Genomic DNA, 22,542 nt, shown 5'->3' on the forward strand with positions numbered 1-22,542 from the left:
CCAGCAAAGCCCCGGCGACGTGCGGAAAGGAGCGCAAGAACGCGGTCGTCCAGCAAACACCCGTCCCGGCCCGGCCGGGCGATCGGTTCGATATGCTAAGCAACGCCATGGAGAAGGCCCATTCCGCAGCGGCCGATGCCCCGCCGTCCGCCGCACCCGCCGAGCAGCAGGGCGAATTCGCCTACCCCGACCGGCTCGACGCCGGGCTGCTGAAGGTCGCCGGTGTCTGCATCCTGGCCACCGTGATGGCGATCCTCGACGTCACCATCGTCAGCGTCGCGCAACGCACCTTCATTCAGGAATTTGGCTCGTCGCAGGCCGTCGTCGGATGGACGATGACGGGCTACTCACTCGCCCTGGCCACCGTGATCCCGATCACCGGGTGGGCGGCCGACCGCTTCGGCACCAAACGACTGTTCATGGGCTCCGTCGCCGCGTTCACAATGGGCTCGATACTGTGCGCGCTGGCGTGGAACATCCTGTCACTCATCGCCTTCCGGATGGTCCAGGGCGTCGGCGGCGGGATGCTGCTGCCGCTGGGCTTCATGATCTTGACGCGCGAAGCGGGGCCGAGGCGGCTGGGTCGGCTGATGTCCATATTGAGCATTCCCATGCTGCTCGCGCCAATCTGCGGGCCGATTTTGGGCGGCTGGCTCATCGGTGTCGCCAGCTGGCGGTGGATCTTTTTGATCAATCTGCCCTTCGGGATCATCACCCTGATCCTCGCGGCCGTCGTGTTCCCGAGGGATCACGCGGCCCGGTCGGAGACCTTCGACGTCGTCGGCGTGCTGCTGCTCTCCCCCGGCCTGGCGACCTTCTTGTTCGCCGTGTCGTCCATCCCGGGCCGTGGGACCGTGGCCGACCGCCACGTGGTGATACCGGCGATCATCGGGCTGGCCCTGGTGGCCGCCTTCGTGGTGCACGCCTGGCGCCGCACGGATCACCCGCTCATCGACCTGCGACTGTTCCGCAATCCCGTGCTCACGCAGGCCAACGTGACGATGCTGATCTTCGCCGTGGCGTTCTTCGGCGCCGCCCTGCTGCTGCCCAGCTACTTCCAGCAGGTCCTGCACAACACGCCGATGCAGGCGGGCGTCCACATGATCCCGCAGGGGTTGGGTGCCATGATCACCATGCGGCTCACGGGGCCATGGGTGGACCGGCAGGGTCCGGGCAAGATTGTGTTGGTCGGCATCGTGCTGATCACCGTCGGCCTCGGCACCTTCGCGTTCGGCATCGCCCGGCAGGCGCACTACCTGCCGACCCTGCTGATCGCACTGACGATCACGGGCCTGGGCATGGGGTGCACCATGATGCCGCTCTCGGTCGCCTCGGTGCAGGCCCTGGCGCCGCACCAGATCGCGCGCGGCACAACGCTGATCAGCGTCAGCCAGCAGGTCGGCGGCTCGGTGGGCACCGCGCTGATGTCGATGGTTCTGACCAACCAGTTCAACCGCAGCGAGAACATCGCCGCGGCGAACAAGATCGCGGCGCTGCAGCAGCAGGCCCCGGTCACCGGTGTTCCCGTCGACCAGTCCGCCCTGCCGCGGGAATCCCTGATGCCCGGGTTCTCCGCCGACGTGCTGCACGACCTTTCCCACGCGTACACAGTGGTGTTCATGATCGCCGTCGCGCTGGTCATCTCCACCATCGTCCCGGCGTTTTTCCTGCCGAAGGCGCCGGCAGATCCCGTGCCCTACGAGGAGTTCGCTGCGCGACCTGAATGGTCGTAACGGTCCGGATCGGCGACGGCCAGCAGCCAGGCGTACTGGAAAGCAGTTTCCTGCCAGGCTTTGTAGCGGCCGCTGACGCCGCCGTGGCCGGCGTTCATCTGGGTCTTCAACAGGACGGGCTTGCCGTCGGGGTTGGCGTGCCGTAACGCCGCCACCCATTTGGCCGGCTCCACATAGTAGACCCGGGTGTCGTTGAGCGACGTCATCGCCAGGATCTGGGGATATGGCCTGGCCGCGACGTTCTCGTAGGGCGAGTAGGACTTCATGTAGAAGTAGACGTCCTTGTCGCTCAATGGGTTTCCCCACTCGTCCCACTCGGTGACCGTCAGCGGCAACGAGGGATCCAGGATGGTGGTGAGCGGGTCGACGAAGGGAACCTGGGCGAGGATGCCGGCGAACAGTTCGGGCGCCAAATTAGCCACCGCGCCCACCAGCAGACCACCGGCACTGCCGCCCAAAGCCACCAGTTTACCCGCGCCCGTGATCCCCGAATCGATCAAATGCTTTGCCGCCGCGACGAAGTCGGTGAAGGTGTTCTTCTTCTCGAGCAACTTCCCGTGCTCGTACCACAGCCGTCCCATTTCACCGCCGCCCCGCACGTGGGCGATGACGAAGACCATGCCCCGGTCCAGCAGGGACAACCTCGCGATGGAAAAGCTTGGGTCCGTGCAAATCTCGTAGGCGCCGTACCCGTACAGCAGCGTCGGCGCGGGTAACTCGATGCCGGCGCGATGGATGATCGAGAGCGGGATGCGGGTGCCGTCGTGGGCGACAGCCCACTCGCGTCGTTCGACGTAGTCCTCGGGCCGGTATCCGCCGAGCACCGGTTGCTCGCGCAGCAGCGTGCGCTGCCCGGTGGTGAGGTCGACGTCGTAGATGCGGGCGGGCGTAGCGAGAGAGCCCGCGCCGATCCGCAGCTTGGGCGCATCCCACATCGGGTTCCAGCCGAGGCCGACCGACATCAGCTCCGAGTCGAACGCGAGTTCCTGCGGTTCACCGTATCCACCGTCGGAATCCAACGGCCACAGCTGGATTCGCGGCAGGGCCGCCCGCCGGTAGCTCACCACCAGGTGGCCGGCGAAGGCGTCCACGCCGTCGATCCGGACGTCGTCGCGGTGCGGGATCAACGTGCGTTGCCGGGTCGGCTCGCTCACCGGCGCCTCGGCGAGCGTGAAGTTGACCGCGCCGTCGTTGTGCAGGATCAGGAAACGATCCTCGCCGCCGACCACCGCGTGTTCCACCGAATATTCCACGCCGTCGCGGCGGGGCAGCACGACGGTGAACCGCGCATGCGGATCGGCCGCGTCCGCGTAGCGCATCTCGGTCGTGATCGACGATCCGGCGGCGATCAGGACGTAGGCGTCGCTGCGGGTAAGTCCCACACCGAGCCAAAAACGTTCGTCGGCTTCGTGATACACCAACTCGGGATCCGCCCCGGAGCCGAGTCGGTAGCGCCACACCTTGTCCGGGCGGTGGGCCGCATCCAGGGTCAGGTAGTACACCGTGTTGTTGTCGGCCGCCCACGTCGCGCCCGCCGCGATGTCGGCGATTTCGTCCGGGTACAACTCGCCGGTGCGAAGATCCTTGAACCGCAACGTGTAACGTTCGTCGCCGACGGTGTCGACGGAGTACGCGAGCAGGTTGCCATCCAGGCTCACCCGCGCCGCGCCGAGCGCGAAGAACTCGTGACCCTCCGCCTCGGCGTTGGAGTCGAGCATCACCTGCTCGCCGGGGATCTCGGTCGTCTCGTCGAGCACCGGCGGATCCCAGTCGTCCGGATCGGCGACGGGACAACGGCACTGGACTCGGTACTGCTTGCCCTCGAAGGTGCGGGCGTAATACCACCACTGGCCCAGACGGGTCGGGACCGAGAGATCGGTCTCCTTGGTGCGCGATTTGATTTCGTCGAAGATCTTCTGCCGCAACGGTTCCAGGTCGGCCAACATTTCGTCGACATAGGAGTTCTCCGCCTCGAGGTGGGCGATGACCTCCGGGTTGTCCTTGTCGCGCAGCCATTCGTACGGGTCGAGGAACACGTCTCCGTGGAACTCGCGCGGGGTCTCCACCCGCTTGGCCGGCGGGGGCAGAGGGGCGCCGCTCATGCGCGCGGGCCGATCCATTCGCCGAAACTCATACCCGAAATCCGTTCGTAGGCCTCTATGTACCGCTCCCGGGTCGCAGCGACGATGTCGTCGGGCAGGGGGGGCGGCGGTTGCGAACCGTGGCGGTCCCAGCCGGACTCCGGGCTGGTGAGCCAGTTGCGGACGAACTGTTTGTCGAAGCTGGCCTGCACGACGCCGGGCCGGTAGTCGTCCGCCGGCCAGTACCGCGACGAGTCGGGCGTGAAGATCTCATCGGCCAGCACCAGGTTTCCGTCGGGGTCGGTGCCGAATTCGAACTTGGTGTCGGCGATGATGATTCCCTTCGTCAGAGCGTGTTCGGCGGCCTGTTCGTAGATGCGCAGCGTCCGGTTGCGCAATTCGTCGGCGCGCGCCGCGCCCACCAGCTCGACGACCCGGTCGAACGAGATGTTCTCGTCGTGATCCCCCAGCGCCGCCTTCGTCGCCGGGGTGAACAGCGGCTCGGCGAAGCGGCTCGCCTCCACCAGACCGGCCGGCAGGGCGATTCCGCAGACATTCCCGGTGGCCTGGTAGTCGAGCAGCCCCGAGCCGGTCAGGTAACCGCGGGCCACACATTCGACCGGGAGCATCTCCAGGCGCCGCACCACCAGCGCACGGCCCAGCGCCTCGTCGGGAATCCGCGGGTCGTCCGGCGGGCCGGCCAGGTGGTTCGGCGCGTCGACGAGGTCGAAGAAGAAGACGCTCATCGCGGTCAGGATGCGGCCCTTGTCCGGAATCGTGCTGTCGAGCACGTAGTCGTAGGCGGAGATCCGGTCGGTGGCGACCAGCAGCAGGTGCTCGTCGTCGACGCGGTAGATCTCCCGGACCTTGCCGCTCGCCAGGTGCTCGTAATCGGACAACGCGGGACGCATCCGGCCAGCCTATCCGGCAGCTAACCGTCGATCCTGTGCTGGTATGGGGCTATGACTTCGCGGTACTTGCCCTACTCGACCCGACCCGGCCGGCTGATCGCCCAGTTTCTCAGCGACGTCGCCATCTTCTTCTGGACCGCGATATGGCTCCTCGTGGGGACCGCCGTGCACGACGCGATCGCGACCATCGCGGAGGCCGGCCAGCAGGTGGAGAGCGGCGCGAACGGCATCGCCGGCAATCTCGCGTCGGCGGGCCACGGGGCGCAGCACATTCCGCTCGTCGGCGATCCGGTCAGCAAGTCGCTCGACTCGGCGAGCAAGGCCGCCCTCGACCTCGCCGGGGCCGGGCACAGCCTGAATTCGACGGCGAGTTGGCTGGCGATCCTGCTCGCGATGGCGGTGGCCGCGCCGCCCATCCTCGCCGTCGCCGGGCCGTGGCTTTTCCTTCGGCTGAGGTTCTTTCGGCGCAAGCTGACCGTCACCTCGCTGGCCGCGACCGCGGCCGGTCAGCAACTGCTGGCGCTGCGGGCGCTCACCAACCGGCCGCCACGCAAGCTGACGGCCGTCAGCGCGGACCCGGTCGGCGGGTGGCGCCACGAGGACCCCGCGACCATGCGGGCGCTCGCCGCGCTCGAACTCCGCGCGGCCGGGGTCCGGCTTCGCGCGGAATGACGAGCACGCGCCAGAGCCGCAGCAGGCCCGCGATCGCGACGATCAGCCACACCGCCAGCGCGTCCCAGAAGAACACCAGCGACACCGTTTTCAGGGCGGGGCGGTTGAGCTCGCCCGCCATCGCGTAGGTGGCGGCCGAATACATGCCCAGCGGGAACACCAGCGACCACCAGACGCCGGCGAAGTGGAGCACCTCGGGCCGCCGGCCGATTCGGTGCAGCGCGAAGTAGATCAGCGGCGGGATCCACAGGGTGGCCGCGACCCACGTCACCACCGTGATCCCGCGCAAGCCTCCGAACAACCACTGCGGCGCCTCGTGGTGGATGTAGTAGCCGCAAAGGGTTGCGATCGCGAGACCGCCCATCAGGATCCACGCGTCGGGCTCGAACCCATCGCGGTGTTGTCGCTCGCTGACCGCCCGCCACAGGATCAGCCACGTCATCAGCGCGTAGATGCCCAGGGCCACAAGCCACACCGGGACCGCGATCGCGAGCCACCACCGATGACCGGTGTGGTGGGCGACCTGAGCCATCAGGATCGCCAGGCCCGACGTTCCGACGCTGCCCAGCTCCCACGCCCCGTGCGCGTGGTCGCGCAGTTCCGTCCACCGGCGCGCCCGCATGTTGCGCGCGGTCAGCGCGATCAGCACCAGCCAGGAGGACAGGGCCACCGCTCCAAGCACCCGCAGCACGGCCAGGTGAGCCGACAGGCGGGCGTCGACGACGGCGCACGCGGCGACGAACGTGAACAGGCGCAAGGTGACGTCTGGTTTGGTCAGGTCCCAACGGGCCGCGCGGCGCCTACCGATCACCGCCGCGACCACCACGGTCAGGACGACGAGAGCGGCCGTGGCCAGGACACCGAGAACGTCGCTGATCCAGCGGTACCCGTGGTCGCGGGCGGCGATCGACAGTATCCCCGTCGCCATCACGGCGGCGAACACGTCCGGTGTCGGCTCGACGCGCGCGAGCCGGGCCATCACCGCTCCCCGAGCAGTTCCACGACGAGGTGGCGGATGCCGGTGTGCCGGTTGCTCCGCGTCCATTCGACCGGCCGCACCACCCGCACACCCGAGAAGCGCGTCAGCAGCTCCTCGAACAGCACCCGCAACTCCAGGCGCGCGAGGTTGGCGCCCAGGCAGTAGTGCACGCCCTGGCCAAACCCCAAGTGCGGATTGGGTTTTCTGGTGATGTCGAACTCGTCGGCGCGGGGGAAGACGCCGGCGTCCCGGTTGGCCGAGCCCTCCCAGACCTGAACCTTTTGTCCCGCGCCGATCCGGTGACCGCCGAGGGTGACATCGCGGGTGGCGGTGCGCCGCTTGGACGGCGACGGCGACGTCCACCGCACCATCTCCTCGACGGCGGTGGGCAGCCCAACCGGATCCGCACGAAGGGAACGCCATTGCTGCGGGTGTTCGGCGAGCGCCAGCAGGCCGCCCGCGACGGCGTTGCGCGTCGTCTCGGCGCCGGCGCTGAACAGCAGGCTGAAGAACAGGTACAGCTCGAGGTCGGACAGCGCGGGCGCATCCGCATCTTCGACGGTCGCGTTGGCGACCACCGACAACATGTCGTCGGTAGGGTTCGCGCGCTTGGCCGCGATCAATTCCTGGCCGTACGCGTACATCCGCGACCCGGCCTCTTCGACCGACAGCTGCGAGAGGTTGGCCTTGCGGGAGCCACCGAAATCGAATTGGGGCTCGATCGCCTCGAACAGCCAATGCCGTTCGGAATCAGGCACTCCCAGCAGGATGCAGATCATCTGCATCGGCAGTTCCGCCGCGATGTCGACCAGGAAGTCGAAGGGCTCGCCGGGCGCCACCGCGTCCAGCAACCGGCGCGCCCGGGCCCTCAGGTCGTCCTCGACGCGGCGGATCATCCGCGGTGTCAGCCCGGAGCTCACCAGCCGCCGGATCTGCGAGTGTCGCGGGTCGTCCATCATGTTGAGCACCTGGCCCGCGATCGCCAGGTCCTGCAGGAGGGTGCCGCCGTACGGCCGCTGCCCGCCGGTGACCGACGAATATGTCACCGGATCCTTCAGCACCTCAAGGGTTTCCGCGTACGTGGCGACCGACCAGAAGCCCTCGCCATCGGGAGTGTTGTCCGTGGGCTCGTGCCAGTAGACCGGCGCCTCGCGCCGGTGCACCGCGAACAGGTCGTGCGGGAACCCGTTGGCGAAGTTGTCCAGGTCGGTGAAGTCGATGTCGGCGAGCGCGCCGGCGAGCGTCACAGGATCTGCCCCGGTGTGTACTTGGCCGCGTCCGGATGCCGGCTCACCAGCTGCTCGACGGCCGCGACCACCTCGTCCACCTGATCACCGGCGGCGCCCGTGAACGCCTGCCTGTCGGCCAGCGCGGCGTCCAGTCCCGCCCGGTCCAGCGGCAGCCGCTCGTCGGCGGCCAACCGGTCGAGCAGGTCGGGTTCGGCGCCGCGCTCGCGCATGGCCAGTGCGGTGGCGACGGCGTGTTCGCGGATGACGTGATGGGCTGCCTCGCGGCCCATTCCGGCGCGCACCGCCGCGATCAGCACCTTGGTGGTGGCCAGGAAGGGCAGGTAGCGGTCGAGCTCGCGCTGGATGACGGCCGGGTACGCGCCGAACTCGTCGAGCACCGTCAGGAACGTCTCGATCTGCCCGTCGATCGCAAAGAAGCTGTCCGGCAACGCAACCCGTCGCACCACCGAGCAGAACACGTCGCCCTCGTTCCACTGCGCGCCCGCCAGTTCGGCCGCCATGGAGGCGTACCCCCGGAGCACGACCTGCAGTCCGTTGACGCGCTCGCAGCTGCGGGTGTTCATCTTGTGCGGCATCGCCGACGAGCCGACCTGTCCCTCGGCGAAACCCTCGGTGACGAGTTCGTGCCCGGCCATGAGCCGGATGGTGTGGGCCAGCGACGACGGTCCGGCGCCGAGCTGGACGAGCGCCGAGACCACGTCGTGGTCCAGCGAGCGCGGATACACCTGCCCGACGCTCGTCAAAACCTCTGAGAAGCCGAGGAATTCGGCGACCCGCCGCTCGAGCTCGGCGAGCTTGGCGGCGTCACCGCCCAGCAAGTCGAGCATGTCCTGCGCGGTGCCCATCGGGCCCTTGATGCCGCGCAGCGGGTAGCGGTCGATCAACTCCCGCAGCCGGGTCAGCGCGATCAGCGTCTCCTGGGCCGCGGACGCGAACCGCTTGCCCAGCGTGGTGGCCTGCGCGGCGACGTTGTGGCTGCGCCCCGCCATCACCAGGTCACGGTAGGTCACCGCCCGCTCGGCGAGCCGCGCCGCCACGGCCACCCCGTGCGAGAAGACCAACTCCAGCGACCGCCGGACCTGCAACTGTTCGACGTTCTCCGTGAGGTCGCGGCTCGTCATGCCCTTGTGCACCTGCTCGTGACCGGCCAGCGCGTTGAACTCCTCGATGCGCGCCTTGACGTCGTGGCGCAACGTGCGCTCGCGGGCCGCGATCGAGGCCAGGTCGACGTCCTCGAGCACCCGCTCGTAGTCGGCGACCGCCTCCGGGGGCACGTCCACGCCCAGTTCCGCCTGCGCCCGAAGCACCGCCAGCCACAACCGCCGCTCGGCGACGACCTTGGCTTCCGGCGACCAGATCGCGACCATCTCGGCGCTGGCGTAACGGCCGGCCAGCACGTTCGGAATGCTCACAAACACACAGCTTACGATCGCGGCCGTTCGTCGCTGGCCGAGCGCCCCGCCAGCCGGGCGCGGCGCGTCGAGCGCCCGGCCAGCCGGGCTCTCGGCCTCCCCGCCAAGCGAGCCGGAGCCGACCTACCCTGAGCGGGTGTACTTCGCGGGCGTCGACCTCGCCTGGGCCGGACGCAACCCCACCGGGGTGGCCGTGCTCGACGCGGACGGCAGGCTGGTCCACCTCGGCGCGGTGCGCGAGGACGCGTCGATCGTCGCCGCCCTGTCGCCGTACGTCCGGGGCGAGTGCCTGGTCGCCTTCGACGCGCCGCTGGTGGTGAACAACCCCACGGGCCAGCGGCCCGCGGAGGCCGCGCTCAACCGCGACTTCCGCCGGTTCGAGGCGGGCGCGCACCCCTGCAACACCGCCAAGCCCGAATTCGCCGACGGGCCCCGGGCGGCCCGGCTCGCCGACGCGCTCGGCCTCGACATCGACCCGCGGTCGGCGGCCGCGCGCCGCGCCATCGAGGTCTATCCGCATGCGGCGACCGTCGTCCTGTTCCGGCTGGCGCGGACGCTCAAGTACAAGGCCAAGCCTGGCCGCACCCTCGACGGGCTCCGGTCGGAGCTCGTGCTGCTGATGGACGGCATCGAACGCCTCGCGGACACCGCGGTGCCCCTGGGCGTCGAACACCATGCCGGGTGGGGCGAGCTGCGCCGGCAGGTGGTCGCGGCTCAACGCAAGAGCGAGCTGCGCCGCGTCGAGGATCCCGTCGACGCCGTCGTCTGCGCCTACGTCGCGCTGTACGCGGAGCGCCGCCCGGAGCGCATCACGCTGTACGGCGACCATGCGACCGGCTACATCGTGACGCCGTCGCTGTCGTCGATTTAGTGGCGATCGCAAGCGCGGCGGAGCCGGGCGATGCGGGTCGCCACCATCGAGGTCAGATCTGTACGGGTCGCGGGTCGATGGGCGCCAGCACCTCGACGAGGTCGACCACCGTCCCTAGCGCCGCCGTCCGCGGGTCCCTGCCCTCGACCAGGGCGGACACCACGGAACCGTCTACCGCGCAGATCAGGGTGCACACCAGTTCGATGTGCACGGACCGGCCGGACCGCTCGATCGCCTCGGCTACGGCCTCGGCCCGTTGCCGCAGGCTGCGGCGCATCGTCTCGCGCAGCGCGGGCAGGCGGGTGCAGGCGATGTGCCGCTCGTAGCGCGAGATCAGCTGATCGGCCAGACCCGGGCCCGACACGTCACCGACGAGCAGGTCCACCAGCACCTCGGCGGTGGTCTCCGGCCCGCGCCGCCGCCGGGACAGGGCCGTGACGCGCGCGCGCAGCTGCGCCACTTCGATCATCGCGATGTGTTCGACGGCTCGCGCGATCAGATCGTCCAGCGATGAGAAGTAATACGTGGTGGAGGCCAACGGCAGGCCGGCCCGACGCGCGACCGCCCGGTGCCGCACCGCCTCGAAGCCGCCCTCGGCAAGCAGCTCGGCGGCAGCGCTGACCAGCGCATACCGTCGACGTTCTCCTTTTGGAGTAACTGCTGCGGTCACGAGAAGCCATCGTGCCAGAAAAGTGGTACTGCATTGCCATTTCCGCCAAACGGCCCGTTAATCCGACATGGCATGATGGCCCGCATGCCCGACTTGAACCGACGCGCGATGCTCCGTCTCGGCGCCGGCGCGGCCGTCGGTGCACTCGGCGCCTACGGGCTCGACTCGGTGCTACAGGCTCGCCCGACTCGTGCCATTCCGGTCACGACCACCGGCACGCAGCTGCCGCTGGCGCCGGCGCCACCCCAGGAGCCGGCGCCGCCGGCTCAACCGGCGCCGACCATGGTGACCGGCTCCTTCGTGTCGGCGGCCCGCGGGGGCGTCAACACCAACTGGGCGATCGCCCGGCCGCCGGGCCAGACCAAGGCGCTGCGACCGGTGATCGCGCTGCACGGCAAGGGCAGTGACGCGTCGACGGTGATGGCCGGCGGCGTCGAGCAGGGCCTCGCGCAGGCCGTCAACGCGGGGCTGCCACCGTTTGCCGTGGTCGCCGTCGACGGCGGCGGCAGCTACTGGCACAAGAGGGCCTCCGGCGAGGACAGCGGGGCGATGGTGCTGGGCGAGCTCATTCCCATGCTGAGCACCCAGAACCTGGATACATCGCGCGTGGCGTTCCTGGGCTGGTCCATGGGCGGCTACGGCGCGCTGCTGCTCGGCGGGCGGCTCGGGGCCGGGCGCACCGCGGCGATCTGCGCCGTGAGCCCGGCGCTGTGGATGGCGTCCGGCGCCGCGGCCCCCGGCGCGTTCGACGGACCCGACGACTTCGCGGCCAATTCCGTGTTCGGGATGCCCGCGCTGGCGTCGATTCCCATCCGGGTGGATTGCGGCGACAGCGACCCCTTCTATTCGGCGACCAAGCAATTCATCGCTCAACTGCCGAACCCGCCCGCGGGCGGCTTCTCGCCCGGTGGCCACAACGGCGAGTTCTGGAGTTCCCAGTTGCCGGCCGAGCTGACCTGGATGGCTCCCCTGCTGACGGCCTGAGGTTACGCTCGCGGAGGTGACGACACCCTTCGGTTGGGACTTTCCCTACGCCTGGCCGCGAAAGCCCGTCCTCGCGTCGAACGCGGTGTGCACGTCGCAACCCCTGGCCGCCCAGGCGGGTCTGCGCGTGCTGGCCGAGGGCGGCAACGCCGTCGACGCGGCCATCGCCACGGCGGTCACGCTCACCGTCGTGGAGCCGGTGAGTAACGGCATCGGCTCGGACGCCTTCGCCATCGTGTGGGACGGCGAGCGATTGCACGGGTTGAACGCATCGGGCCGTTCGCCCGCGGCGTGGACGCCGGAGTACTTCAGGGGCGGGGCCGTTCCGGCGCTCGGTTGGAACTCGGTGACGGTGCCCGGGGCGGTGTCGGCGTGGACGGAACTGCACGCGAAATTCGGCAGGCTCCCGTTCGGGCGGCTCTTGGAGCCGGCGATCTCCTACGCGCGCAACGGGTTTCTGCTGTCACCGACGGTGGCCGAGCAATGGGCGGCGCAGGTGCCGCTGTTCAAGGACCAGCCCGGCTTCGCCGAGGCGTTCATGCCCGGCGGGCGAGCGCCGAATCCCGGTGAGCTGGTGCGGTTTCCGGACCACGCGGCGACGCTGGAACGCATCGCCACAACCACCGGAGAGGACTTCTATCGTGGCGGCCTCGCCGCGAGGCTCGAGGCGCACGCGCTGGCCAACGGCGGGGCCATGCGTGTCACGGATTTGGCCGCGCACCGCGCCGACTGGGTGGGCACCATCGACGCGACCTACCGCGGCTACACAATCCACGAGATCCCACCTAACGGCCAGGGCATCGTCGCGCTCATCGCCCTGGGGATCCTCGAGCACTTCGACATGCCTTCGCTGCCAGCCGATTCCGCCGACAGCGTGCACCTGCAGATCGAGGCCGTGAAGCTGGCCTTCGCCGACGCCGCGGCCCACGTCGCCGACATCGACCACATGGCGGTGCCTCCCGAACGACTGCTCGACGCCGACTACCTCGAGCACCGCGCCGCGCTGATCGATCGGCATCGGGCCAAGCCCGCATTCGCCGGCACCCCGAAAGGCGGCACGGTCTACCTCACGGCCGCCGACGCCGCGGGAACGATGGTTTCGATGATCCAGTCGAACTACATGGGATTCGGCTCGGGCGTGGTGGTGCCCGGCACGGGAATCGCGCTGCAGAACAGGGGAACTCACTTCGGTTTCGAGGAAGGGCATCCGAACCGGGTCGGGCCGAACAAGCGTCCGTACCACACGATCATCCCGGCCTTCGTCACCAAGGACGGCGCCCCGGTGATGAGTTTCGGGGTGATGGGCGGCATGATGCAGCCCCAGGGTCATGTGCAGGTGATGGTCCGCATCGCCGACCACGGCCAGAATCCCCAGGCGGCGTGCGACGGCCCACGATTCCGGTGGGTGCAGGGCACGCAGGTGAGTTGCGAAAGGGGCTTTCCCGAGCGCACTTTGGCGGAGCTCGCGCGGCGCGGGCACGACCTGGTCACCGTCGACGACTACAACGAATTCGGCAGCTGTCAAGCCATTTGGCGGCTCGACGACGGCTATCTCGCGGTGAGCGATCCACGTCGCGACGGTCAGGCCGTGGGTTTCTAGACGGTGAGCTTGCCCTCGGCCGCGGCCAGGGCGATGTCGGTACGAAAGTGGCTGCCCGGCAGCCGGATCGAACGCAGGGCGGCATAAGCGGCGGTGCGCGCGGCGGGCAGGTCGGCGCCGGTGCCGACCACCGACAGCACCCGGCCGCCCGCCGAGACCACCTCGCCGTCCTCGCGCCGGGCCGTCCCCGCATGCAGCACACCGTCGGCCTCCGCGCCGACGATGACGTCGCCCACGCGCGGGCGGCCGGGATAGTTCTCGGCGGCCAGCACCACCGTGACGGCGGCACCCTCATGCCAGCGCAACTCGTCGAAGTCGGCCAGCGTGCCGGTGGCCGCGGCGTGCAGCAGCTGTGCGAGCGGCGACTCCAGCAGGGCCAGCACGGCCTGCGTCTCGGGATCGCCGAAGCGACAATTGAATTCGACCACGGCCGGGCCCTTCCCGGTGATCGCGAGCCCGACGTAGAGCAGCCCGGAGAACGGGCAGCCGCGCGCCACGAGCTCGGCCGCGACGGGTTCGACGATATCGGTGACGATGTGCCGGTATACCTCGTCGGGAAGCCACGGCAGCGGCGCGTACGCGCCCATGCCGCCGGTGTTGGGACCGGTGTCGCCGTCACCCACCCGCTTGAAGTCCTGGGCCGGCAGCAGCGGCACCACGGTCTGGCCGTCGACCACGCAGAACAGCGACACCTCGGGCCCGTCGAGAAAGGACTCCAGGAGCACCGGGTGACCCGCTTCGAGCAGACCCGCCGCATGGGCTCGGGCGGCGTGGCGATCGCCGGTCACCACCACACCCTTGCCGGCGGCGAGGCGGTCGTCCTTCACCACCCAGGCGGGGTCGCCGGCCGGCGGGCCGAAGCGGTCCAGGGCCGCGTCCAGGAGCGCCGGGTTGTCGACGATTTCGCTTTGGGCCGTGCGCACACCGGCCGCGGCCATGACCTCTTTGGCGAACGCTTTGGAACCCTCGATGCGGGCGGCGTCCTTGCCAGGCCCGAAGCAGGCGATGCCGGCGGCGCGCACGGCGTCGGCAACGCCGAGGACCAGGGGCACCTCGGGGCCGATGACGACGAGGTCGGCGCGGACGTCGCGCGCCAGGGTGACCACGTCTTCGCCCGACGTGACGTCGACGTCGCGCTGCTCGGCCAACCGCGCGGTGCCGGCGTTGCCCGGGGCGATGGCCAGGCCGGTGACCTGCGGGTCTCGCCGAAGCGCCAGCAGCAGCGCATGCTCACGGGCTCCGGAGCCGATCACCAGGACGCGCACGACACGTCAGAGTAGCTCAGGCGTTCAAACGATTCGCTCGAGCAGGCTTTTCAGTTCCTTCTGCTGTGCGGCGGTGAGACGGCTGAGCCGCTTGTTGAACTCCTCCGCCAGCAGCGCCAGGCCGTCGGCCTTGACTTCCCGTCCCGCCGGGGTGAGCAGCAGCCGGTGCCGCCGCAGATCCGCGGGGTCGATTTCACGGCGCACGAAACCGGCCGCTTCAAGCCGTTTCACGTACGCCGTCACCGTCGGCTTGGGCATGCTCAACGCCACCGCGAGTTCGGCCGGGTAGGCGTGCTCGTCGATCTCGGCAAGCAGCAACAGTTCCTTCGTCTCGACCCCGAGCGCGCAGATTCGGCTTTCGGCGCAGGAAATGACCGAGAGCAGCACCCGATAGTTCAGCGACCAGACCTTGGCCGCGTCGACCGCGGACATCAACTTGCAGGTCGTTCAGATACGAACTAGTTTAGATTGGAACATACGCATAACCGAACAATTTACCAGAAAGCGCCTCCTATGCCCCTCGATCGATACGTGACACTCGGACGCTCCGGACTGCGCGTCAGCCCCCTGTGCCTGGGCGCAATGACCTTCGGCGAAGACCTCGGCTGGGGCACCAGCGTCGAGGAGTCGCAACGGATCATCGATCGGTTCCTCGCACTCGGCGGCAACTTCATCGACACCGCCAACTTCTACACCCGCAGCCACTCCGAGAAGATCGTCGGCGACCACATCGGGCGCCACCCCGCGCGTCGCGACCGCACGGTGATCGCGACGAAGTTCAGCGGGAACCTGTATCCCGGCGACCCCAACGGCGGCGGATCCGGCCGCAAATCACTGATCAGTGCGTGCGAGAACTCGCTGCGCCGCCTGCAAACCGACTACATCGACCTCTACTGGCTGCACATCTGGGACGCGAACACCCCCATCGAGGAAACAATGGCCGCGCTCGACGAACTCGTCCGGGCCGGCAAGGTGCGATATGTCGGCGTTTCCGACACCCCGGCGTGGAAGATCGCCCAGGCCAACCTCATCGCGCAATTCCGCGGCTGGTCGGCGTTCGTCGGGCTGCAGGTCGAGTACTCGCTTCTCGAACGCGACATCGAACAGGAACTCGTGCCGATGGCCTCCGAGTTCGGACTCGGCATCACACCATGGTCGCCGCTCAAGAGCGGTGTGCTCAGCGGCAAGTACACCCGGCGGAATGCCGGACAGCACAACGCCGATCGCGGCGCGATGGTTGACGCGTTCCTGAACGAGAAGACGTATGCGGTGATCGACGAACTCGAGGCTATCGCCAAGGCGCACGACACGACGGTGGCCAGCGTCGCGCTCGCGTGGGTCCTGGCGCAGCCCGCCGTGTCATCCGTCATCATCGGGGCGCGCAGGCTCTCGCAGCTCGAGGACAACGTCCGGGCCGTCGAGATCACACTCACCGGGGACGAATTGGCGCGGCTCGGCGCGCTCACAAAGCCGGCTTTAGGGTTTCCGCACAACATGCTGGAGATGGCTCCGGGCATCATCAACGGCGGGACGACCGTCAACGGAGTCTCCGCGCCGATCTCGGAGTATGTGATGCCGGAAGGCGTTCAGCCGTACTGACATTCCCTGAGCCGCCGGCGGCGCCCTACTCGCCCGAGTGCATCTTCAGCGCCGCGTCGACGTTGGCCTTCTTGTCCTCGCCCGCACCCTTTGCCGCGGCCTTCTTCCGCTTCGCCACCACGGCGCTCACCGCGCCGTTGAACGTCGAGCCCAGGGGGAACCCGAGGTAATGCGTCAGGAAGACGGCCATCTCCTTCAGTTCGTCCTCGGTGAGCTCGCCGTTGAGCAGCGCGGCGTTGATCTGGATCTCGGCCAGGTCGCGATTCCCCAGGGCGGTCACGGCGGTCAGCGTCATGATCCGCTTGTCGCGCATCGACAACCCGGGTCGCGTCCAGATGGTGCCGAAGAGGTGGTCGACGGTGAGGTCGAAGAACGCGTCGCCCTCGACGTTGGGCATCTCCCAGCCGTAGACCTCGTTCATCTTCTCGAGGCCCTTGCGGCGCAGTTCGTCCATCACTCTTCTCCTCCGGAATGCGGCACTCCCAGGCCGGCGGCCAATCGCTCGAGGGCCAGCTGCGCGAGGGGCAGGTCGACCGACACCGCCTCGCCCAACGCCAGCGCCAGGCTCAGATCCTTCTCGCCCAACCCGCGCGTGTGCAGGAACGGCTGGTAGAGAAAGCTTTCCGGATTCAGGTCGTTCATGTCGTCGCGCACCATGATCGCGCCCGGGCCGCCGGTGAGCGCATCGGTATGCCGCACGACTCTGCCGAGGGCCTGCACGTCCAGCCCGGCCGCCTCGGCCAGATTCATCGCCTCGCACGCCGCGGCGTACGAGGTGAAGGTCAACATGTTGCGCGCCAGCTTCATTCGCGTCCCGGCACCCGCGCCGCCGGCGTGGATCACCACCGCCGCCCAGAGTTTGAAGGCCGGCTTGATCCGTTCGTACACCTCGCGCTCGGCGCCCACCATGGTGGCGAGCTCGCCCTTCGCCGCGGCGGCGGCCCCACCGCTGACGGGAGCGTCGACGACGTGGATGCCCTGGGGCTTGTGTTCGGCGGCCAGTTCGACGGCGGTCGTGTCGCTGATCGTCGAGTGAATCGCAATCACCGTGCCGGGCTTCGCGTTGGCCGCCAGCTCACCCACCACCTCGCGCACCTGGTCGTCGTTGAGCACGGTGACGTGGATGATGTCGGCCGCGGCAACGTCGGCGACGCTGTCGGCCAGCCCGGCGCCCTTTTCGGCGAGCGGGGTCATGGCCTCGGGCCGAATGTCGTAGACCGTTACGCCGCCGGGCCATTCGGTCATCTTCGTGGCCATCGGGGCCCCCATGTTCCCCAGGCCGATGTAGCCGAGCCGCAATTCGCCGGTCATACGCGCCGCTCCTCCTCATCGCTGCGCTCTGCATCGTCGCTGGCGGTCATGAGCGGAAGATCTGTCCGCCGTCGACATTGAAGATCTGCCCGGTGATCCAGGACGCCTCGTCGGACAGCAGGAAGAGGCACATTCCGACGAGGTCCCCCGGCGTCCCCATCCGCGAGAGGGGGAGGCCCTTGACGATGTCGTCGACGATCTCCTTGGGGGTGGTGGTCCGGTTGGCCTCGGTGTCGATGGGTCCGGGCGCTATCGCGTTGATCCGGATGTTCTGGCCACCCAGCTCGCGCGAGAGTTGTTGCGTGAGACCATTGATCCCGACCTTGGCCAACCCGTAATAGTTCGCGTAGAGCCAGGCGGCAGTGGAGGACTGGTTGACGATGGCGCCGCCACCGCGCTTGGCCATCTTCTTGTACACCGCGCGGGTGCACCACAGCGCCCCGTCGAGGTTCACGCTCATGAACTTCTTGTAGTACTCCGGGTCGACGGTGAGCAGGAAGTCGATCTTCATGCCCCCGAAGATCGCGGCGTTGTTCACCAGATAGTCGATGCCACCGAACTCCGCCAGCGTGCGGTCGGCCATCGCCTTCGCCGACACCGGATCGGACACGTCGACGGGGACGGCGAGCGCCGAGCCGCCGTCGGCGACAATCTGTTTGGCCACGCCCTCGGCGGCCTCCGCGTTGATGTCGGCGACCACGACGGCCGCGCCCTCGCGAGCCAGCGCCTCGGCGTATGCCTGCCCGATCCCGCCACCGGACCCGGTGACGATCGCGACCTTGTTCTCGAACCTCATATCCGGGCGCCCCCTAGTTGACCGCTGTCGCAATGGTTTTGATCTCCAAGTACTCCTCGAAACCGGCCAGACCCATCTCGCGGCCGTTCCCGGACTGCTTGTAACCGCCGAACGGCGCGTCCGCCGAATACCAGACGCCGCCGTTGACGTTGATCGTGCCCGCGCGAATCCGGGCGGCGGCTCTTGCGGCCCTGTCCGGGTCGGCGCCGAACACGGTGCCCGACAGTCCATAGGGCGAGTCATTGGCGATGCGCACCGCGTCGTCGTCGCCGTCGTGCGGTATCACCGTCAGGACGGGCCCGAAGATCTCCTCGCGCGCGCAGCGGGCGTCGTTGCCCAGGCCGGCGATCACGGTGGGCTCGATGAAGAACCCGACGTCGCGGTCGGCCGGCCGCCCACCCCCGCAGGCGAACGTCCCGCCCTCGGCGGTTGCCGAGTCGAGGTAGCCCTGGATCCGATCGCGCTGGCGCGCCGAAATGACTGGCCCGCAGATGGTTCCGGGATCGGTCGGGTCGCCCGCCTTGATGCCTCCCACCGTCGCGGCCGCGATGGAGACGGCCTCGTCATACCGCGCACGCGGCACCACCAGCCGGGTGGTGATGGCGCATCCCTGCCCGGCGTGCATGCAGACCGAGAACCCGGCGACGCCCACCGCGCCGCCCAGGTCGGCGTCGTCGAGGACGACGAACGCCGACTTGCCGCCCAACTCGAGGAAGACCTTCTTGATGGTCGCGGCACCGTCGGCCATCACGCTGCGACCGGTGGCGGTCGACCCGGTGAACGAAACCATGTCCACGCGAGGGTCTTTCGCGAGCATCGCCCCGACGCCGTGGTCGCTGGAGGTGACGATGTTGATGACGCCGGGCGGGAAGTCGGTGTGCTCGGCGATGAGTTCGCCCAGCACGGCGGCACACCACGGCGTGTCGGGTGCGGGCTTGAGGACGACGGTGTTTCCGGCGGCCAGCGCGGGGCCGATCTTGGCGAGGTTGATCTGGTGGGGGAAATTCCACGGGGTGATCGCGCCGACCACACCGACGGCCTCACGGGCGATGGTGCGCCTCGTGGGAATGCCCATCGGCGACGCCACGCCGAGATCCTGGTTGTACTCGTAGGATTCGGCCGTATCGGCCGCGAATGCGAGGTCGTTGACCGGCACTTCGAGCTGGGCGATGCCGGTGAGCATCCGCGGCGCGCCAACCTCGGCGATCGTCAGCTCGCGCAGTTCCTCGAGGTGCTGCTGCATCGCCTCGCGCAACTGCCGGACGCACCGCACCCGCAACTCCGTGTTGCGTGACCAGTCGGTCTCGTCGAAGGCCCGCCGCGCCGCGTCGATGGCGCGATCCATGTCGTCGGCGCCGGCATCGGCCGCGACCCCGAGCACTTCCTCCGTCGCGGGGTTGATCGTCGGGAAGGTGCCCGAGCTGCCGGCCGAGAACTTGCCGTCGATGAACAATGCGCTGACGCCGTCGGCCAACAGGGTGGTCTGGGCCATTTCTGCTCCCGCCTAGGACACGATGGGCACGCTTAGAGTGGACAGCTGTCCGATATTTCCCCCTGGCACCATAGCGTTCGCGGCGCGGCGGAAGCAAGAGCCGATCGAGGCAGGGACCGCAGGATGGCCGGAAGGCGTATTTATACAGCTTCTTTGCTACGGCGCTTGCTTTGCGACGAGCCGATCCGATACTTTGGACAAGTGTCCAGCGACGCACTGGTATCTCTCGCCTCGGGAACCGGGCACCAGACCGGTCAGACGCCCCGCAACCGGCGCCAAGAGGAGACGTTTCGCAAGGTGCTGGCCGCCGGCATCGAGACGCTGCGCGAGACGTCCTACACCGAGTTGACGGTGCGGGCCGTCGCGGCGCGCGCCAAGGTCGCACCGGCCACCGCGTACACCTACTTCTCGTCGAAGAACCATCTGATCGCCGAGGTGTACCTGGACCTCGTGCGGCGGGTTCCCTACTTCACCGACGTGAACGACCCGATGCCGACCCGGGTCGAGCAGGTCTTGCGTCACCTGGCCCTGGTGGTGGCGGACGAGCCCGAGGTCGGCGCGGCCTGCACGGCGGCGTTGCTCGGCGGCGGCGCGGACCCCGCGGTGCGGGCCGCGCGCGACCGGATCGGCGCCGAGATCCACCGCCGCATCGCGTCGGCCATCGGGCCGGGCGCCAACCAGGCCACCGTCTCGGCGCTCGAGATGGCGTTCTTCGGTGCCCTGGTGCAAGCCGGCAGCGGTCAATTCACGTACCGGGACATCGCCGACCGGTTGGCCTTCGTCGTGCGGCTCATCTTGGCCGGCGCCGGACAGGCGGTCGAACGAGCAGACTGGACCCAGCGATGACCGTGCACGTCGGCGACCACGAGGTGGTTCTGGACCCCTACGACTACGACTTCCACGAGGATCCGTACCCGTACTACAAGCGGCTGCGCGACGAGGCGCCGCTGTATCGCAACGAGGAGCTCAACTTCTGGGCGCTGTCGCGGCACCGCGACGTACTGCAGGGGTTCCGCAACAGCACGACGCTGTCCAACCGCGACGGCGTGTCGCTGGACCCGGTCTCGCGGGGGCCGCACGCGTCGAAGACGATGTCGTTCCTGGCCATGGACGACCCCGCCCATCTGCGGCTGCGCACGCTGGTGTCAAAAGGGTTCACGCCGCGCCGGATCCGCGAACTCGAGCCCCGGGTCACCGAACTGGCCCTGCAGCATCTCGACGCCATGCTGGACCAAGCGGGTGCCGGCACCGTCGACTATGTCGCCGAATTCGCCGGCAAGCTGCCGATGGACGTGATCTCCGAACTGATGGGTGTTCCGGTGGCGGACCGGGACCGAATCAGGGCGATGGCCGACGGCGTCATGCACCGCGAGGACGGCGTCAACGACGAGCCGGCGTCGGCGATCGAGGCGTCGATCAACCTCATCGTCTACTACCAGGACATGATCGCCGAGCGCCGCAAGAAGCCGACCGACGACCTGACCTCGGCGCTCCTGGCCGCCGAGATCGACGGCGACCGGCTGACCGACGAGGAGATCCTCGGATTTTTGTTCCTGATGGTGATCGCCGGCAACGAGACGACCACCAAACTCCTTGCCAACGCGGCGTTTTGGGGCCACAAGAATCCCGACCAGCTCCAACCGGTGTACGCCGACCTCTCGCGCGTGCCGCTGTGGGTCGAGGAGACGCTGCGCTACGACACCTCCAGCCAGATCCTGGCGCGGACCGTGTCCGGTGAACTCACGCTGTACGACACCACCATTCCGGTCGGTGACGTCCTGCTGCTGCTTCCGGGGTCGGGTCACCGCGACGAGCGTGTCTTCGACCATCCCGACGACTATGTGATCGGGCGCGAAATCGGGCCCCGGCTGTTGAGTTTCGGTAGCGGTGCACACTTCTGTCTGGGCGCACACCTGGCGCGGATGGAGGCTCGGGTGGCGCTGACCGAGTTGTTCAAGCGAATCCGCGGATATGAGGTGGACGAGGCCAACGCCGTCCGCGTCCATTCGAGCAATGTCCGCGGATTCGCTCACCTACCGATGAGCGTGGAGGTCCGCTGAATGCCCCGCTTTGACCCCCTGCCCGAACGTCGCCCGGCGATCGTGGCGGGCGCCTCCTCCGGCATCGGCGAGGCCACCGCCATCGAGCTTGCGGCGCATGGCTTCCCGGTCGCCCTCGGCGCCCGACGGGTCGAGAAGCTCAACGACATCGTCGGCAAGATCAACGCCGACGGCGGCGAAGCCGTGGGCTTCCACCTCGACGTCACGGACCCGAACTCGGTGAAGTCGTTTGTCGCGCAGGCGGTCGAGGCGCTCGGCGACATCGAGGTGCTTGTAGCGGGTGCCGGCGACACCTACTTCGGCAAGATCGCCGAGGTCACCACCGACGAGTTCGAGTCGCAGCTGCAGATCCACCTCGTGGGCGCCAACCGGCTGGCCACCGCGGTGCTGCCTGGCATGCTCGACCGGCGGCGCGGCGACCTGATTTTCGTCGGCTCGGACGTGGCGCTGCGCCAACGGCCCCACATGGGCGCCTACGGGGCCGCCAAGGCCGGCCTGGTCGCCATGGTGACCAACCTGCAGATGGAACTCGAGGGCACCGGGGTGCGCGCCTCGATCGTTCACCCCGGGCCGACGAAGACCTCGATGGGCTGGAGCCTGCCGCCCGAGAAGATTGGTCCGGCGCTGGAGGACTGGGCGAAGTGGGGCCAGGCGCGCCACGACTACTTCCTGCGGGCGTCCGACCTGGCCCGGGCGATCACGTTCGTCGCGGAGACGCCGCGCGGCGGCTTCATCGCGAACATGGAACTTCAGCCCGAAGCCCCGCTGGCCGACAACAAGGACCGCCAGAAGCTTGCGCTCGGAGAAGAGGGGATGCCGTCATGACGACTTCGCGAAACGACGATGCGGCGCGAGG

Annotated in this window: 21 protein-coding genes; 9 read left to right on the top strand and 12 right to left on the bottom strand. The window is 68.6% G+C overall.

Features of this window, described 5'->3' with window-relative positions; genetic code table 11:
* The first annotated feature begins 92 nt into the window (after positions 1-92).
* A complete protein-coding gene (locus GPY60_RS06410) occupies positions 93-1,733 on the top strand; it encodes a DHA2 family efflux MFS transporter permease subunit (protein ID WP_197283562.1) in 1,641 nt (546 codons plus the stop codon).
* Here GPY60_RS06410 and GPY60_RS06415 read toward each other — a convergent pair.
* Both GPY60_RS06415 and GPY60_RS06420 read right to left on the bottom strand, forming a co-directional pair.
* On the bottom strand, positions 1,697-3,835 hold the full coding sequence (locus GPY60_RS06415; RefSeq protein WP_156686802.1) for a S9 family peptidase: 2,139 nt from the start codon (positions 3,833-3,835) through the stop codon (positions 1,697-1,699). The genes GPY60_RS06410 and GPY60_RS06415 overlap by 37 nt on opposite strands.
* Positions 3,832-4,725, bottom strand: coding sequence for a phosphoribosylaminoimidazolesuccinocarboxamide synthase (locus GPY60_RS06420; protein WP_156686803.1), 894 nt, complete (start codon positions 4,723-4,725; stop codon positions 3,832-3,834). Before GPY60_RS06420 ends, GPY60_RS06415 begins: the two co-directional genes overlap by 4 nt.
* Before the next feature lie 51 nt (positions 4,726-4,776).
* Here GPY60_RS06420 and GPY60_RS06425 point away from each other — a divergent pair, with 51 nt between their 5' ends.
* Complete coding sequence (locus tag GPY60_RS06425) at positions 4,777-5,397, top strand: hypothetical protein (protein WP_156686804.1); 621 nt, start codon at positions 4,777-4,779, stop codon at positions 5,395-5,397.
* Here GPY60_RS06425 and GPY60_RS06430 read toward each other — a convergent pair.
* The 3 genes from GPY60_RS06430 to purB are packed head-to-tail and all read right to left on the bottom strand — an operon-like array spanning position 5,291 to position 9,038.
* On the bottom strand, positions 5,291-6,379 hold the full coding sequence (locus tag GPY60_RS06430; protein ID WP_156686805.1) for a tellurite resistance/C4-dicarboxylate transporter family protein: 1,089 nt from the start codon (positions 6,377-6,379) through the stop codon (positions 5,291-5,293). The two genes, GPY60_RS06425 and GPY60_RS06430, sit on opposite strands and share 107 nt — an antisense overlap.
* A complete protein-coding gene (locus GPY60_RS06435; protein ID WP_156686806.1) occupies positions 6,376-7,623 on the bottom strand; it encodes a cytochrome P450 in 1,248 nt (415 codons plus the stop codon). Before GPY60_RS06435 ends, GPY60_RS06430 begins: the two co-directional genes overlap by 4 nt.
* Positions 7,620-9,038 (bottom strand): adenylosuccinate lyase, encoded by a 1,419-nt coding sequence (gene purB, locus GPY60_RS06440; protein ID WP_156686807.1) that lies wholly within the window; start codon positions 9,036-9,038, stop codon positions 7,620-7,622. Before purB ends, GPY60_RS06435 begins: the two co-directional genes overlap by 4 nt.
* A gap of 136 nt (positions 9,039-9,174) precedes the next feature.
* Here purB and GPY60_RS06445 point away from each other — a divergent pair, with 136 nt between their 5' ends.
* Positions 9,175-9,909: a DUF429 domain-containing protein gene (locus GPY60_RS06445; protein ID WP_156686808.1), complete on the top strand. Its 735-nt coding sequence runs from the start codon at positions 9,175-9,177 to the stop codon at positions 9,907-9,909.
* 52 nt (positions 9,910-9,961) lie between these two features.
* On the opposite strand, the gene GPY60_RS06450 is transcribed toward GPY60_RS06445, so the two are convergent.
* The gene (locus GPY60_RS06450; RefSeq protein ID WP_156686809.1) at positions 9,962-10,579 is read right to left on the bottom strand and encodes a TetR/AcrR family transcriptional regulator; all 618 of its coding nucleotides are present in this window, start codon (positions 10,577-10,579) and stop codon (positions 9,962-9,964) included.
* A 72-nt stretch (positions 10,580-10,651) separates the two neighbouring features.
* Between GPY60_RS06450 and GPY60_RS06455 the strand changes: the two genes are divergently transcribed.
* Both GPY60_RS06455 and GPY60_RS06460 read left to right on the top strand, forming a co-directional pair.
* Positions 10,652-11,563 (top strand): alpha/beta hydrolase, encoded by a 912-nt coding sequence (locus GPY60_RS06455; protein WP_156686810.1) that lies wholly within the window; start codon positions 10,652-10,654, stop codon positions 11,561-11,563.
* 16 nt (positions 11,564-11,579) lie between these two features.
* The gene (locus GPY60_RS06460) at positions 11,580-13,163 is read left to right on the top strand and encodes a gamma-glutamyltransferase family protein (protein ID WP_156686811.1); all 1,584 of its coding nucleotides are present in this window, start codon (positions 11,580-11,582) and stop codon (positions 13,161-13,163) included.
* Here the strand turns inward: GPY60_RS06460 and purD are convergent.
* Positions 13,160-14,428 carry a phosphoribosylamine--glycine ligase gene (gene purD / locus GPY60_RS06465; RefSeq protein ID WP_156686812.1) on the bottom strand — a complete coding sequence of 423 codons (1,269 nt, stop codon included), beginning with the start codon at positions 14,426-14,428 and terminating at the stop codon, positions 13,160-13,162. The genes GPY60_RS06460 and purD overlap by 4 nt on opposite strands.
* Positions 14,429-14,452: 24 nt before the next feature.
* Positions 14,453-14,860, bottom strand: a complete 408-nt coding sequence (locus GPY60_RS06470; protein ID WP_156686813.1) for a MarR family winged helix-turn-helix transcriptional regulator — start codon at positions 14,858-14,860, stop codon at positions 14,453-14,455.
* Between the two features lie 81 nt (positions 14,861-14,941).
* Between GPY60_RS06470 and GPY60_RS06475 the strand changes: the two genes are divergently transcribed.
* Complete coding sequence (locus GPY60_RS06475) at positions 14,942-16,027, top strand: aldo/keto reductase (RefSeq protein WP_156686814.1); 1,086 nt, start codon at positions 14,942-14,944, stop codon at positions 16,025-16,027.
* Between the two features lie 25 nt (positions 16,028-16,052).
* Here GPY60_RS06475 and GPY60_RS06480 read toward each other — a convergent pair whose 3' ends face one another.
* Genes GPY60_RS06480 through GPY60_RS06495 form a run of 4 tightly spaced genes read right to left on the bottom strand, consistent with a single transcriptional unit; the run spans position 16,053 to position 19,626 of the window.
* Positions 16,053-16,481 carry a carboxymuconolactone decarboxylase family protein gene (locus GPY60_RS06480; RefSeq protein WP_156686815.1) on the bottom strand — a complete coding sequence of 143 codons (429 nt, stop codon included), beginning with the start codon at positions 16,479-16,481 and terminating at the stop codon, positions 16,053-16,055.
* The gene (locus GPY60_RS06485) at positions 16,481-17,338 is read right to left on the bottom strand and encodes an NAD(P)-dependent oxidoreductase (RefSeq protein WP_156686816.1); all 858 of its coding nucleotides are present in this window, start codon (positions 17,336-17,338) and stop codon (positions 16,481-16,483) included. The genes GPY60_RS06480 and GPY60_RS06485 overlap by 1 nt, the downstream gene beginning before the upstream one ends.
* A gap of 46 nt (positions 17,339-17,384) precedes the next feature.
* The gene (locus GPY60_RS06490; protein ID WP_156686817.1) at positions 17,385-18,134 is read right to left on the bottom strand and encodes an SDR family oxidoreductase; all 750 of its coding nucleotides are present in this window, start codon (positions 18,132-18,134) and stop codon (positions 17,385-17,387) included.
* Positions 18,135-18,147: 13 nt separating this feature from the next.
* Positions 18,148-19,626, bottom strand: coding sequence for an aldehyde dehydrogenase (locus GPY60_RS06495; protein ID WP_156686818.1), 1,479 nt, complete (start codon positions 19,624-19,626; stop codon positions 18,148-18,150).
* Between the two features lie 201 nt (positions 19,627-19,827).
* On the opposite strand from GPY60_RS06495, the gene GPY60_RS06500 reads away from it, so the two are divergent.
* From GPY60_RS06500 to GPY60_RS06510, 3 genes are read left to right on the top strand one after another with little or no spacing between them, the layout of a single operon-like run.
* Positions 19,828-20,472: a TetR/AcrR family transcriptional regulator gene (locus GPY60_RS06500; protein WP_370462658.1), complete on the top strand. Its 645-nt coding sequence runs from the start codon at positions 19,828-19,830 to the stop codon at positions 20,470-20,472.
* Positions 20,469-21,686 carry a cytochrome P450 gene (locus GPY60_RS06505; RefSeq protein ID WP_156686820.1) on the top strand — a complete coding sequence of 406 codons (1,218 nt, stop codon included), beginning with the start codon at positions 20,469-20,471 and terminating at the stop codon, positions 21,684-21,686. Before GPY60_RS06500 ends, GPY60_RS06505 begins: the two co-directional genes overlap by 4 nt.
* Positions 21,687-22,511: an SDR family oxidoreductase gene (locus tag GPY60_RS06510; protein WP_156686821.1), complete on the top strand. Its 825-nt coding sequence runs from the start codon at positions 21,687-21,689 to the stop codon at positions 22,509-22,511.
* Positions 22,512-22,542 lie beyond the last annotated feature (31 nt).

It is taken from the genome of Mycobacterium sp. Marseille-P9652 (assembly GCF_902652685.1).
Classification (GTDB): Bacteria; Actinomycetota; Actinomycetes; order Mycobacteriales; family Mycobacteriaceae; genus Mycobacterium.